Consider the following 14,817-nt stretch of genomic DNA (forward strand, 5'->3'; position numbering starts at 1 on the left):
GCGCGGAATATCGCGTCGGCCCGATTTCCGGAAACCTCACGCCATCCCGGTCGAAATCGTCGTTGAAATTGATCGAGACGGCAAAGCGCCGATGGAGCGTGGCCGTCACCGTATTGTCACGGTGCGGGCCGAAACGGCGCCCGCGTCACCGCTCGGCGAATCGCCACCCCCAGCGGGACCGGAGCCTCAATGGCCCGCTGATGCGCCGCCATGAACCTCCAGCCAGCTCCGGGCGATATCCACGCTGACCGTGGCCGGACGATAGGCGTCCTTCGGCGCGAGGAAGATATTCTCCACATAGGTCTGCGGATTGCGGTCATAGAGCGGGAACCAGCTTGACTGGATCTGGATCATGATCCGATGCCCCGGCAGGAACGTATGGTTCGCCAGCGGCAGCACCATGTCATAGGTCTGCGGCACATTGGCCGGAATGGGATGCGGCTGCGCGAAGCTCTCGCGATAACGCCCGCGCAGGATGTCGGCGCTGATCATGAGCTGATACCCGCCCATCTCCGGCTGGTCGGCCACCTCGTCGGGATAGACATCGATCAGCTTCACGACGAAATCGCCATCGGTGCCCGTGGTGGCGGCCGTGAGATGCATATGCGGCTGGCCACGGACGACGAACGGCGCCGTCAGCACCGGCGAGGTGAAACTCAGCACATCGGGGCGGGCCGCCATGTTGCGCTGGTCGGTCGCCAGCCAGTTCCGCCAGTTCGAATCCGGCCGCCCTTTCGAGACGACGGGCCGCGCCACATAAGGCACCGGATGCTCGGGGTCCGACACATAGCGCGCCACCCCCGCATCGGCACCCGGCGCCTGCGCGCCAAGCCCCTGGCCGGGTTGCAGATGCAGCACCGTGCAGCCCGAAGCGCAATCATGCGGCGGCAGCGCGCTGTCACGCTCCCACCTGTTCTCGCCACTACGAAACGCCGTGACGCGCGCGGGCAACGGAATGCTGCTGTCCTTGAGGTAATGCGCCAGGAACGGTTCCAGAACGTTCTGGCGGAAATACAGGCCGGTGTCGGAGCGCAGCCTGACCGGCCCCATCGTGCTGGCCTCATGGATCTCGCCGCCATGGTTCCAGGGTCCGACGGCCAGCCAGAGATGCGCCGCCGCCGCCGGATCTTTCTCCAGCGCATAATACAGGGCGATGGCGCCGTAATTGTCCTCCTGGTCCCACAGGCTGTGGACCAGCATCGTCGGCACCGTCAGCCCCTCGCGCGGCAACAGCCGATCCATCGCCTGAAGCTGCCACCACTGGTCATAGGCCGGATGCGCCAGAATCTGGCGGAAGAAGCCGATCTGCTCCATGCCGCGCATGCGCCCGGCCGCCCCGGCGGACCCGGCCCGCAGGAACACGTCATAGGAATCGTACTGGCTGGCCCACCAGGTGGTCGTATTCTTCGGCGTGCCGTCCTGCTCGTAGATATACGGCAGCATTTCCTCGCGGAACGCCCCGTTATGGAACCAGTCGTCACCCATCCAGCCATCGACCATCGGGTTCATCGGCACCGAGACCTTCAGCGCCGGATGCGGATGAAACAGCGCGGTGATCGCGGTATAACCGTCATACGACACACCGATAATGCCAACCTTGCCGTTGCTTTCCGGCAGGTTGTGCACCAGCCATTCGATCGTATCCCAGGTGTCGGTGCTGTGATCGACCGCGGTCGCGTTCAGCGGGCCGCGCATCGGGCGGTTCATCACATACCGCCCTTCCGATCCGTATTTGCCCCGCACATCCTGAATGACGCGGATATACCCGCCATCCGCGATCACGTCGGGCATGTTGTCATACCCCTGAAGGATCGGCCCCATATTGCCGCTGGACCCGAAGGAGACCATGTGGTCGGCACTGTAGGGGGTGCGCGTCAGCAGGATCGGCGCGCCATGGGCACCTTTGGGAATGATGATGACCGTATGCAGCTTCGCGCCATCGCGCATGGGGATCATCACATCCCGACGCACATAGCCGAAGCTGGAATCCTGCACCTGGAAATGCTCCGGCATGTCGGCGGCGATGCCCCCGTCGGGCGTGGAGGGTTCCCCCGCCATCGCCATCCACGGCAGGGCGACCAGACAGGCAGACAGCAACAGGATCTTTCTCACGAGCCAATCATCCTCGGACAGGTGGAAGCAGGACGCCGGGCCACACCGGCCCGGCGGAGCCGATATCAGAATTCGGCCGAGATCGTGCCATAAAATTCGCGCGGCGCCGCGACGAACAGATTGGCATTGTCGTCACCCGAAACCGACGCCGCGCCATAGACACCGCCGATATAGTTCTTGTCGAACAGGTTGGTCACACCCAGCGTGGCCTTGAGATTCTGCGTAAAGCCGATCTTGCCGAAATTATACGCCAGGTTCAGGTTCGTTACCCAGTAGGCCGGGATGGACTCGTCGTTGAGATAGGTCATGGGCCGCGAGCTGATATAGTTCGCGTTGAAATTGAACATCACTTCACGCCAGGTATAGTTCAGGTTCGCCTTGTACATGAACTTCGGATAATAGACCTGCCGCTTGCCCTTCAGGCTGTATGTGGCACCGCTGTAATTGATCGAACGGCTCTGATATTCCGCATCGTTCCAGCTAAAGCTGTTGGTAATCTCCAGCCCCCGCACGGGGCGGATCGTCGCCATCACATCCGCGCCGTTCATGGTCTCCCGCCCGACATTCAGATAGGCGCTATGCGCCGTCGCCGAACTGCCTTCGGTAATGGAGGCCAGACGGTTGTAATAATCGGTATGATAGAAATCGACGCTGCCCGAGAAGAAGCGCGAATCATACCGGTAGCCGACAATGTAGTTCCAGGTCCGCTCCGGCCGCAGCACGTTCTTGTTCGCATCGAAAACCTGCTGCGCGCTCTGCCGGGAATTGCCCAAACCACCCCACGCCGTACTGCTCGACGTCTGCGAGTAGTAATCGTAAGCGCGCATGTTCTCCGCGATATCCCAGTAGAATTCGTGATGATCGAGAAAATGATAATCGAAGTTGAAATGCGGCAGGAAAGCCGATGACGCGGTCAGCGTGCCGGTCGCGGGATGCCGATAATAGGTGTTCCAGCCTTCGGCATCGAGTTGGTCGGTGAAATCGTGCTTCGTTCCGCCATGCGTCGTCTGGGTCAGGGACTTGAACCCGGCCAGCAGGGTCATGCCGGGGATGATCGTCCAGCGATCCTGCAAAAAGAACTGAAAGGTATTGGTGTTGTACGTATCGTCGAACCACGTATGCGCCTGGCTGGGCTTGAAGTCCGAGTTCCAGTTATGCGCGTCGTGCAGGTAATCTTCATACAGGCGCGAGTTATAGACCCACTGGTTGTTTTCATACCACAGGCCGGTCTCGATATGGTTGTTGTGCGGCGCCTCGATCGAGACTTTCTGCGTGAAGCCCAGCCGGCGCATGGCGGCATGGGCCATCCCCAGCGCCATCGGCACCCCCGAGACCGTGCCATCGGGCTGCAACGCCGGCACGCCATAGCTGGGCGAGGTCACGAAGTTATTGGTGCCGCCATGGATGGCGCTGCTGACGTCGCCATAGGCCACGGTATCCGAAGAGACATTCCTGAACAGATCGAAATGCCCCGTAACCGCCGACAGATAGGTGCGCTGCACCTGGGAGCCATCCCAGGCATAATCGCCGATCTCGTCGTTGGACAGAACGCCCTCATAACCCGGCGGCACGTCGCTGGTATATTGCGCATAATAGGCCCAGAGCTTGGCCTTTTCGTAATCAGGCTTCAGATAGGTCGTATAGCGGCCCATCTTCTGCCACATGTTCTTCGTCAAGGTCAGGTAATTGCCCTGCGTGAAATTACCATATCCGAAGAAGGCGGTTATCCGGCCCCGCTCGCCGACCGGCTGCACGACCTTGGCATCGGCCTGCAATTCGCTTTGATAGCCCTGTCCTTTCCACATATTCGTTTTGGTGCGGGCGAAGGAGGCGTAGAATTTGGTGCCGGTCGGGTTCAGGATGCCGCTGTCCACGCGCCCATAGGTGCGATAGGCATTGTAGCTGCCGAATGTCTGGCTGATCTTGCCCCCGGCCTTGTCCTTGGGGTCGGAGGTCGTATAGGTCATCGCCCCGCCGAGATTCTGCGCCGAGAACGAATCCAGGGCCCCCGCCCCCTGCGACATCGTCAACCCGCCCAGATCATCCTGGATCATCGCCTGGGTAATCGACACGCCGTTATAGTTGGCGAACCCCTGGGTGCCCAGCGGAATGCCGTCCAGCGTCGCCCCGATCTGCATCTGCGTGAAGCCGCGCACATAGAACGTATTGCCGTAGGTATCCAGGCCGAAGGCATCGGTCGAGGTAAAATTGGCCCCCGGCGTGGTCATGGCCAGGATCTGCATCGGGTTCGTGCCAGCAACAAAACGATCCATCACCGCGCGGGTAACGGCCACCTCGGCACCATGGCTGCGCACGCGCGACGCCTGGACCTGGATCGCTTCCGGATCATCATGCCGGGCCGGTGCCGCGCGGCGGGGGTGCGCCGCGCCGGAAGGCCGCGCGGCCCCGATGGCGGCCCCGGTGGCGGCCACCGGGGCCACCGCGCCCTGATGGGCCTTCTTCCCATGCGGCTTGTGGGCGGAGGCCGTTTTTTCGGCGGCGCCCGCCGAGGAGAGAGCCGAAACCACTGCAAGGCCGGCAATCGCCGTCGTGCGAAGCAACCCGGCCCTGACACGAGGCCCCTGCGTCGACCATTGCCGAACTTTCATTTTCTCTCTCCCGCCAGACGCGATACATACTGGTGCGGCCATCCTCCGGCCCGGCCACAAGGCTGGCATCAGAGGCGTCCTGCCGCGCTAACTCTTTGTTCTGAATAATAATTATTCGCCAACGTAACATTACGGTAAAATAATATTGGCGGTCAACGATCTAAAAAATCCTCCTGCCATAACCCGAGGTTAAGGGCTGCTGGCAGCGAAATGTGTCACCACGGCGGAACATTCCGGCTTCGCGCCGTTTCCGCCTCTGATGCCATGGGCAGCACGCCATTTCGCCAGATTGAGGATCGCCACCAGTTCGTCGCGCAGGCGCGCATGAACCCCGCCCAGCTTCGGGCCGGGCGTCAGCACAATGCCGCCAATGACGGGCACGCATGGCCTGCGCCACCTCCCTGCCCCTTCCGGTCTCTCAGAGACTGACCGAACATGCGCGCTGGCGGCGATCCGACGCGCGTTTCCTGCGCGTCGGTGCTCATGGCCATCAAGGCCACTCCGCTCCGATGCGCGAAAACACCTTTCGGGCGCGGCCCGAAACGGGCCGCTCTCGCGCGCCAGCCCACATGTCCGGTCAGGCTCTCACAGCCGAAGCGGCTACTGACGTTGATCCCAACCTCGCCGCCACAGACGCCACAGACCCCGCACGCCATCAGCCCGGACAGCGACGAGGCGGACCGCTTCCGCATTGCGATGCACGGAGCATCGGGTTCGCCGTTGAGAATTTCCTAGTTTGATTTTGATTTTGGCGTCTTTTGACGTCTCAAACATGCATTGTCATACTGACCCGCGTTAGCGGCCAGTTCAAACCCTTTCGGGAATATCGCCAGGTTATGGCTTTCAGGACAACAGTTACCAAACGTACACCTCCCCGAGAAAGCGGCGTCGCCGATTGGTACAAGGGCGCGAACTTCACTGATTCCTATGAGGTCGCATTTCCTCCCGCCTCTACGGTGGATATGCGCGTGATCGCGCAGTCGGTTTTTGGAAAGCCCACGCTCTGGTTCCGCGCGCTGCTCTTTATCCGCGATATGGTGATGGCCCGTTTCAACGTCAAAACCTCGTCCGATCTGCGCCAATCCGGAAACGAAGATAAAATCAACTTTTTCTCGGTTCTCGCATCGCACCCCGACGAAATCATCCTGGGAGCAAATGACAGACACCTGGATTTTCGTCTTTCTCTGCTCGTCCAGCGAACCGTCAATGGTCCCTCCCGCCTCTCGGCGACGACCGTAGTCCACTGCCACAATCGACTGGGCCGGATCTATATCACGGTGATCGCACCGTTTCACCGCATGGTGGTTATTTCGAACCTTCGCCGCGCCGCCGCCAATGGCTTTGAGCATCAGTAAGTAGCCATCGTCAAAAAGCCAGACAATCAGAGCGCCAAGGAAATTAACCAGCCTGCAAGCCAGCAAAAAGGACTGATAACGATCTTGGCCGAACACTCACGCCTTGCGACGTGACATTTTGGAAATTGCCGCGACGCCCCACGCATGTTGCGCCACATCACCCACCGACTCTGACATGGGTTGCCCCTCGCATATCGCCGGGAGCAGCCCACGCTTCTTGCAGCATGCCTACCCCACGACTTTGGCATTGAAACGCGGGACAAGATGCTGAATTTAATAGGAAAAAAGTGCTGTAGTTCGGGGTGGGAAATTTCACCAGCTATAGGTCAGGTTGCCATACACGCGCCGCCCTTGGCCTAGGTAACATTGGTTTGTACCACACGATGCGGTGTAGTATTTATTTGTGAGATTTGAAATGGCTAATTGTGCTTTCAAACCTTTAAGGGACGAAATCGCTCTTCCAAAGTCGTAGTGCGCTCCAACGTCAAACAACACATAAGCGGGTGACTTAAAGGATTCGACGCTATCGATGTACGTAAATCCGACGTACCGTGCTCCCCAATTCACTCCAAAACCGTCAAGAATATTTTTCGGAAATGTATAATCAAAAAAGCCCGACACCATATTGCGAGGGACGTAAGGAACAGCCATACCCGACTGAGAAATAGCAGCGCCGTAACTCGCTCCCGTGTACGGGTTAAACCGTCTCGCCTTTCTATTCGTGGTGGCATATCGGACATCCGTATAGCTGTATGACGCTATCAGCCGCAGATCCCTTGTAACGTTTGCATTGGCCGACACTTCAAAACCTTGAGACCTGACTCGGCCTGCATCTGCGCTAAAGTTCGTATGAACCATGTCCTGAATCAGATAATGGTCTTCATCAATACGAAAGGCTGCGGCTGTCAGCAGAATGTCTTTATCAGGAACTTTATATTTCAGCCCAGCCTCAAGCTGGCGTCCTGTCAACGGTGCGAAAGGTTGCCCCTGCCAATTCGTCGAGTTTTGCGGAACAAACGACGTTCCATAACTGAAATAAGGCGTCAGTCCGAAATCGAAATTATAAATTATGCCTGCCCTCCATGTGAACGCGCTCTGTGGTTCCGGGCTTTTTGAGAAGTTACTCGCCATAGAGACGCTTTTATTCCCGGCGTTTGAAAAGTTTGTCGTTCTTGAATACGTCTTATAATTCACCCAGTCCTGCCTGCCTCCGAGCAGAATGGATAACTTCTGCCATTTAATCTGATCTTGAAAATATACGCCTTCCTGAAAATAGTCACTTCGGGCAAAAGAGCGGCTACCAACGCAGTGGGCTGACGCCGCCGTGCTGTAGCAAGGCGTATAAATAGGGTCAGGATTGTAGATATTGACTGGCACACCGGATGTACCCTGGGTGTAGTCAATCCACCACGGCAAGGTGTAGTGATATTGTTGGAAGTCCGACCCAACGACCCATGTGTGATGAAACGGACCGGTTGTAATCTTGCCATCAAGGCGCGTATCGAGCGCGACAGTTTTGTACGTTTCTATCCACCAGTTGGGTTGCACATAGACAGTATTAGGATCGCCAATCCCATTATAATATATGTTTTTCGCGTTATAGTTGCTGTTTTCATACCTGAAAACCTGGCTGAAATTTATATATTGGTTAAATTTATGGTGAAACTGATATTCGAACATAGCATCACGTTCGCCCTGCGTATTCCAGTTGGGCATCCCGAAATAGTTCTGCCTTGGTATTCTTCTATATCCGTCCGTAATTAAAGTCCCATGCAACGGATAATAGCCACCATTTGTTCCGTCTCCAGGCGAATACATATAGCTTCCGATAAGCGTCAATGCTGTATTTTTATCGATATCCCAAGTTAACGAAGGCAAGACACCAACGCGATGATATGAGATGTGATCAGTTTGTGTACCTTGGGTGACACCAATCGCGGCAATACGATAACGGACGTTCCCCGATTTTGTTATTTTGCCACTGAAATCAAAAGTCGCCTCATAGCGGCCCCAGTTTCCGAACCCGAGTAAAACATTATGGATAGGAGTTTCGGTTGGCTTCTTCAGTGACTCCCCTATCATTCCCCCAGGCGTCAGCTTTCCGTACATTACTGAAGCTGGGCCATTGATAGCTTCGATGCGTTCCAAAAATGCTGGCTCGCCACCACTCATGCTGTTGGTTAGCAGTCCGTCGACAAATTGGTGAGTTGTAAAGCCTCTCTGCCAAATTGCGTTCACATTCCTTCCACCATTTGTCGCCGTTCCCATCGCGCCCGCATAGATACCGGAAGTATATTTCAGCGCGTCCTGCACACTCTGAGGCTGCTGATCTATCATTTGCTGTTTTGTGATAACATAGATAGAATTGGGGATTTCAGTAATCGGTGTATCAGTCTTCGTTCCGACCATCGTATTTTTGGCAACGTAGCCAACACCCGGTCCTGTAGGATCCTGATGTGCAATAATGCCCCCCACACGGACAGGACCGAGCGTGATAGTGGCGGAAGCTTTACTCAAGATCACAGTATCGCCGCTTATCCGGGGAGCAAGAGCCGTACCCATGAGGAGGCGGTTCAACGCCACGTCGGGTGCCATAATGCCGCTCACGCCGGGTGAGCGGACGTTTCGCGTGAGTTCCCCCGCCGCGACAGTCTGAAAATGCGTAACGCGGGAGAAAGCGGCCAACGCTCCATCCACGGACTGCGCGGGAATCGCGAAGGAAAAGCGCCTCGCCTCAGACGCAGCGCCAGAGCGTGAAGCAACCGAACCGCGAATATCCTGTGCATTCGCAACAACGGAGGTGAACCCCGAAGCGCCGCACAGCGCAGTTGTCAGGAGCAGTCGCACGGTGAATTTTCTGGCTTGTGTCCTATAAATTCCGCGCCCGTTCGAGGTCTCGTGCACCTGCATTGCCTTTCGCCGTCCTACCGTCATGATGTCGAACAAGTGATGTTCACTCGCAATTGCATCTCTCATTCGTAGTGACGACGGAATTCGACGGTTTCGGAAAATACACCTCGATTTTTTTTGAGAAAATCAGGCTATGACGATAGCAGGACGCTATAACGCGTTGTGTTTCAACCACGTCTACGCGCGTGGGGTTCAGTACAACACCGTCACCCACGGTGTCACACGCAAGCCACGTAATCCCAGGGCCTCCTGAAGCGCGGGAAGCGCCGTGCTCCCTGTTCCGACCGTAAACGTGCCAGAGACGGGTCGATCCCGACCGCTCAGCGTCGCCAGCACAAGGCGGCTCCCCTCATAGCGATTGAGTTCCGCGATCACCTCCCGCAAAGGCCGTTGTTGGAACACGAGGGTTCCCGTGCGCCACGAGCCGATGGCCGAAGCATCGACCTCCTGCATCCCGCCCAACCCGTCGCGGCCATACGTGACGCCCTGACCGAGGGTCAGGCGAAGATGATCGGGCGGCAGCGCCGAAGAAGACCCGACGGAAACATCGACGGCCCCCTCCGCCACCGCGACGGTCGTGGTCTGATCCAGATGGCGCACGTCGAAGCGCGTGCCGACATCGGTAATCCGTCCATTGCCGGACCACACGCGGAATGGGTGCAGGGCGTCATGGCGGACCGCGAACCATGCCTCTCCATGCAGCAGGGCCACGCCGCGTCCCTCGCTGTCCGGCAGCAGTCTGAGCGCGCTGTCGGTGTCAAGAATGACCGTCGTGCCATCAGCCAGAGCGATCGTTCTCCGTTCGCCGTGTCCGCTCAGGTAATCCGCGCGAAAACGATCCGTCCATGATGATGGCGCCTGAACGCCAACCGTCACAGCGATAACGACCCCCCCGGCGGCGAGAACACGCCGGCGCAGGCGACGGGAACGACGGGCCGCCGGCGCGGCCACGTGAACCGGCGGCCGCGCCAACGTCATCCTGATATCGGCGGCAAAGGTCTGGACCTCCTCCCACGCCGCCTCGTGATCGGGGCTTTGAGCGCACCATTGCCGGAAGGCGCGTCGGTCCGCCTCGGTTACGCTGTCACCGTGCAGGCGATGATACCATTCATTCGCCTGATCGAAGGGATCGCCTGAAAGATGCTCATTATTCCGCATATCTACCTGTCAGGCCGGCAGGGCGGCCGGACGCCGTTTTCTTTCTTTACTTGGTAAGTGCTACGAGACTCAAGAACGGTGCGTGTCCACGTGCGTGCGCACGTCACGAGCCGCGCGTCACGCGCGTTCGCGAGCGTGCCGGCGGCAGGCCTTCATGCCGTCGCGCAGGTGATATTCGACCGTCTTGAGGTCCATGCCCCGTTCGTGGGCGATCTGACGATAGCTGCATCCGTCCAGATGGAAGCGGACGAAAATCTCACGGGTGACGGGGGGAAGGGCGGCGATCGCCTCGCTCAGGATCGCGCGACGGTCTGTTTCCGCCTGCGTCGCTTCGGCATTGGGGGTCGATGAAGGATGCTCGGGATCAAGCTCGCCGCCGTCGCGTCCCCATTCGCGAAAGGTGCGGCGATTGTAGTCGATCATGATGTTCGCGGCGGCCTTGAAGAGAAGATGCGCCGGTTTTTCAACGGCGTCGGGCGCAGGCAGCCGAGCGAGCCGGAGGAAGGCATCCTGCACCACATCGCCGACCTGCTCAGGGTCGGTGCATCTCTTTCTGGCCAGCGCCTCCAGCTTGCGGCGCTCGTTAAGAAAGAGATCGGAGAGGGTCTTGCTCCAGGACATTCGACGACATAACTCACTCGGGCTGACGTAAGCTCTTGGCGGCCCCACCCAGCGGAAACGACAGAGGATCGAGACACGGATCTTACGTTAGACGAGTTAAGAACCAATCTCAATATATGACGTTGCCCGACTGCGTCGTCCTGCATTGCGGGTGACGTAACCCTGACGGGTGGCTCGTTATGTCGAACGAGAAATTCCGCGCAATACTTCGTGTCACTATAGCGCGGCACGTACGCATCCCGTTCTGAACAATACCGATACCCCGAGAAGGGCGACGACGTTCAGACAGTAATAATGAGCGCGTGATGACAGAAGGAATTGCGGAGGGGGCCGCAAGATCCGATGCCGCGACCGGAGCCGCCAATGCGAAAGCCCCTTGCCCAAGACAGAACCACCCCCGGTGCAATCATGAAAAGTCCAGAGTTTCCCCGGCCAGCGGCCCGAACCATTCCAGAGCATTTCCACCGAAAACCGGTTCGATGGAAATGCTCTCGTTGAGTCTTTTTACCCGCATCTTCACCGGTTCGAATGCACGCATTCAAACAGGCCCCGCTCCAGTCATTGCGAAATGACACCGAAATAACACCAACCGGAGCCAGCACCAGAAACGCCGATAGCACAGGGAGGCATGGCACCAGCCAGCCGCTTGCCCTGGCGCCGAACCGCCATCAGCCCGCTGTCAGCACGGCGTGGAAACAGCCTCCAAACGCGCCCCGCCCATGGGGATCAGGCCGAGTGAGGGCAACCGACAGCCGGACGTTCCACACGCCCAGCCGGTACCGCCGCCACGGCCTCTCCGGCAGGGCCGGGCTGCCGGTGGACGAGCATGGCCGGCAACCCATCGCGCGGCCGCAGCGTCAGGCGACATTGCGGCACGACTTTCTGGTCCGGCGACAGAACGACCCGGAAGCGTTGTGCGAGGATGGCCAGACAGAGAATGGCCTCCGTCATGCCGAAATGCTGGCCCGGACACACACGCGGCCCGCTGGCGAAGGGGATGTAGCTGTAGGGTTCGGGCCGGCGCCCGTCCATGAAGCGTTCGGGCCGGAATTCATGCGGCGCCTCGAACAGGCTTTCGGTGCGATGCAGAAGCCACGGCACGATCAGGATCAGCGAGCCCGGCCGAACGGCGATATCCCCGATCTGGTCCGCATCGCCGTTCTGGCGGGCCAGGATCGGCACTGGTGGATACAGCCGCAGCGTTTCCTCGATCACCGCCTGGCACCAGCGCAATTGCGGCAGATCGTCCACGGTCGGGGCACGGTCACCGCACACGGCGGCGATTTCCTCATGGACCGCGCGCTCCACCCAGGGCGCACGGGCCAGCAGATACCACACCCATGTCAGCGTCGCCGCCGTGGTCTCGTGCCCCGCCATGAAGATGGTGGCGGCCTCGTTGCGCAGGGCCACCGCGTTCAGCCCCAGTTCCGGGTTGCGTTTCTGCCGCCGGACCAGCAGTTCCATCATCGAGTTATGGCTACCCCGGCCCGCCAGATGGTCCTCGACGATCCGGTCGATCACGTTATGCAGGCGCCGCACCGCCCGCCGCAGAGCCGGCGTGCGCACCATCGGCAGCCCTTCGTCCAGCCCCAGGAAATATCCCGGATTGGTCGAGTCCACCAGCGCCTGATATTGCGTAAAACTCTCCGACACTTCGGCCGTGTCGGCATTGCCCAGTTCCTGGCCGAACACGCTGCGCGAGATGATTTCCGCCGTCAGCGCCGCCATTTCAGGCAGGATGTCGATGGTGGTGCGGTCGGGAATCTGCTGCCATCGCCGCACCATGTCCAGGGCCGTCCGTTCGATGATCGGGCTGAAGGCGGGCACACGGTCCTTGTGCACGATGTCCGAGACCAGGGCGCGTCGCTGCCGCCAGGTCGGCCCGTCGGAAATAAACAGCCCGTCGCCCAGCAGATATTCCAGCGCACGGCGCATCTGCGGGCTCTTGCGCTCGTAATTGTCGCGCCGCTTCACCAGGATGTCGCGGATCATTTCGGGCGAATTCACCAGCACGATCTGCCGCCCCAACAGCCGGATCTGCGACACTTTTTCCCGATAATCGCCCACGCGCCAGATTGAGAGAAAATCCCGCCGGGCCTGTAGAAGCAGATGCAGATATTTCCCTGGCGGCCCGGAATAATATGCCGCGTGAACCGGTTCCAGGGCGGTGTCGGAAACATGTTCCACAATCTCGACCGGTTGCCGGAACCGTGCGTACATTGAAAAAAGTCCCCGATACCTCTAACGCAGACTAACCATTAAGCCATGACGTAAAAAATTCGTCAAGAAAATAAACATAATTCCCAGACTGTCATCACATTCCGAATCAGAAATGGATGGAGCATTTACCAGATTCCCCAGTGGAAACTTCTCTTCTCCTCGTTCTTTTCAAAAAGAATATCGGAAAAATATTACCCGCCCCTTTCCAATACCAGAAATCATTTATCCAGATCTTCAGGGTCTGACCATTGCATCAACCGCATGCCGTTCCAGAGCATGGCACGCAGAAAGCACACGCCGGATCGACGCCCGCGCGCATGCACCGGCAGGCGCTACGATACCATGCGATTATCGATGAAATACCATTGCGGCGCATGACTGCGCACAAGCGGTTCCACGATCGCATTCAGCCGCTCGACATCATCCAGCAGCGACGCAGACGCACAAGTCAGGTCGAACGATTCCAGAATCGTCAGCGTGAACCGTACGCCCTCCTCCCTGGTCAGATAGACCGGGCAGATCCGCGCGCCCGTCCGGCGGGCCAGACGTGCCACGAGGGCATAATTGGTTTCCAGATTGGCCGGACGACCCAGAAAGGGTGCGCGGATCTGGCCATTGAACCCTTCGTCGCAGAAGACAAGAAGCTGTCCCCCCGCCTCCAGCACGCGCAGGGCGGGCCGCACCGCCTGGCGTCCGGGCGGCAGCAGCGCGATGCCCGCCCGCGTGCGCACATACCGCACGATCCAGTGACGGCCCCGGCGCCGGGGCGGGTCATAATTCAGCGAGAGAGTCAGCCCCAGATCGCTCAGGCACTGCATCAGGATTTCCCAGTTACTGAGATGCAGCCCCATGAAGATAACCGGGCCATCGCGACATTCCTTCAGATGCTCCACCCCGACATGGCACACGCCGCCCGGCCGGCGCGCCAGTCGCGTAACAGCCGAATACTCGACCATCTGCCGCCCCTGCGATTCCACATAGGCATCGACCATCCCCGCGATCGCGTCCGGCTGCCGGTCGGGAAAAAGCACTGTAAAATTGGCGCGGGCGCGCTGCATGGGGCCGACATAGGCACGCGGAACAAGCACACGCCCCAACCACCGGCCAAAATGCGAACACCGGACGGCAGGAACCATCCTGAACGCAAAAAAGAACGCCAGGTCAAAGAGATTTCCACGATTATCCCGCACCCAATAGCGCAGGAAGCGCTGGCGCGCCTCCCCGCCGGCCAGAAAATCCGCCAGAGGGGGCGCCGCGACCGGCCGATACGTCCATGCCTTGCGTTTGCCCGGCGGCGGAGGCGGCGTCAGTACGGACATGAAGAAGAACCCGTGCGGCAGAATAGGATGCGAGGAAACCGACCAGGGCCGACATGGTCCACGATCGAAACGACCACCCCATAATCCGTCGTCACGCGAAAAAAACAATTCTGAATATCTGGTTAAAACAGGGAGAACGAAAAATAATTTTCGTCAGGACGCACTATTTCCACCCCCAGGCGTCGCCATCGACCGCCACAGACCGGATGACGCCGGAAAAGCCGCCCGGCAGCCTTCAGAGCCTGCCTGGAAACGCGCGCAGGTAATCGCCGCCCGCGTAACGTCCAAACGGCCGCTCAGGCCACCCGCACCAGCCCCCGCACGGTCTCACCCGTCGTCCCCGGAAAGACCCGCGCCAGCGCGCCATGGGGCACGCCCAGATGGTCGCGCAACACACCGGCCGCGACGGCGCGCAGGTCCGTCGTCGGTGCCAGGTCGCGGTTTTCGAAAAGCTGGTCGGGCCGCAGGCCGGGCCAAGTGCCCCCCCCCGCCCCCCGGCCCCCGCCCCCCCCC

At 59.3% G+C, this 14,817-nt stretch carries 10 protein-coding genes and 1 pseudogene; 1 reads left to right on the forward strand and 10 read right to left on the reverse strand.

From position 1 onward, the window contains the following. Positions 1-186 precede the first annotated feature (186 nt). The 3 genes from ABF821_RS10255 to ABF821_RS10265 all read right to left on the reverse strand — a co-directional run bounded on the left by ABF821_RS10255 (position 187) and on the right by ABF821_RS10265 (position 5,102). Positions 187-2,064, reverse strand: coding sequence for a CocE/NonD family hydrolase (locus ABF821_RS10255; RefSeq protein ID WP_415529956.1), 1,878 nt, complete (start codon positions 2,062-2,064; stop codon positions 187-189). A 113-nt stretch (positions 2,065-2,177) separates the two neighbouring features. After that, positions 2,178-4,721 carry a TonB-dependent receptor domain-containing protein gene (locus ABF821_RS10260; protein WP_415529949.1) on the reverse strand — a complete coding sequence of 848 codons (2,544 nt, stop codon included), beginning with the start codon at positions 4,719-4,721 and terminating at the stop codon, positions 2,178-2,180. A gap of 189 nt (positions 4,722-4,910) precedes the next feature. Then, complete coding sequence (locus ABF821_RS10265; protein ID WP_415529950.1) at positions 4,911-5,102, reverse strand: hypothetical protein; 192 nt, start codon at positions 5,100-5,102, stop codon at positions 4,911-4,913. Positions 5,103-5,557: 455 nt separating this feature from the next. Between ABF821_RS10265 and ABF821_RS10270 the strand changes: the two genes are divergently transcribed. After that, positions 5,558-6,076 (forward strand): DUF2867 domain-containing protein, encoded by a 519-nt coding sequence (locus ABF821_RS10270; protein WP_415529951.1) that lies wholly within the window; start codon positions 5,558-5,560, stop codon positions 6,074-6,076. A 312-nt stretch (positions 6,077-6,388) separates the two neighbouring features. On the opposite strand, the gene ABF821_RS10275 is transcribed toward ABF821_RS10270, so the two are convergent. The 7 genes and pseudogenes from ABF821_RS10275 to ABF821_RS10305 all read right to left on the reverse strand — a co-directional run. Further along, positions 6,389-9,022, reverse strand: coding sequence for a TonB-dependent siderophore receptor (locus tag ABF821_RS10275; RefSeq protein ID WP_415529952.1), 2,634 nt, complete (start codon positions 9,020-9,022; stop codon positions 6,389-6,391). Positions 9,023-9,178: 156 nt separating this feature from the next. After that, positions 9,179-10,144, reverse strand: a complete 966-nt coding sequence (locus ABF821_RS10280; RefSeq protein ID WP_415529953.1) for a FecR family protein — start codon at positions 10,142-10,144, stop codon at positions 9,179-9,181. A gap of 117 nt (positions 10,145-10,261) precedes the next feature. Then, the gene (locus ABF821_RS10285) at positions 10,262-10,765 is read right to left on the reverse strand and encodes an RNA polymerase sigma factor (RefSeq protein WP_415529954.1); all 504 of its coding nucleotides are present in this window, start codon (positions 10,763-10,765) and stop codon (positions 10,262-10,264) included. 406 nt (positions 10,766-11,171) lie between these two features. Next, positions 11,172-11,303, reverse strand: a complete 132-nt coding sequence (locus tag ABF821_RS10290) for a hypothetical protein (protein WP_259657240.1) — start codon at positions 11,301-11,303, stop codon at positions 11,172-11,174. 188 nt (positions 11,304-11,491) lie between these two features. Continuing rightward, a complete protein-coding gene (locus ABF821_RS10295) occupies positions 11,492-12,985 on the reverse strand; it encodes a cytochrome P450 (protein WP_415529955.1) in 1,494 nt (497 codons plus the stop codon). 332 nt (positions 12,986-13,317) lie between these two features. Further along, positions 13,318-14,304: a lysophospholipid acyltransferase family protein gene (locus tag ABF821_RS10300; protein ID WP_220791811.1), complete on the reverse strand. Its 987-nt coding sequence runs from the start codon at positions 14,302-14,304 to the stop codon at positions 13,318-13,320. A 296-nt stretch (positions 14,305-14,600) separates the two neighbouring features. Beyond that, positions 14,601-14,817 (reverse strand): annotated as a pseudogene (locus ABF821_RS10305) (hypothetical protein); the annotation flags it as partial.

The organism is Gluconacetobacter sp., assembly GCF_047721585.1.
Lineage (GTDB): Bacteria > Pseudomonadota > Alphaproteobacteria > Acetobacterales > Acetobacteraceae > Gluconacetobacter > Gluconacetobacter dulcium.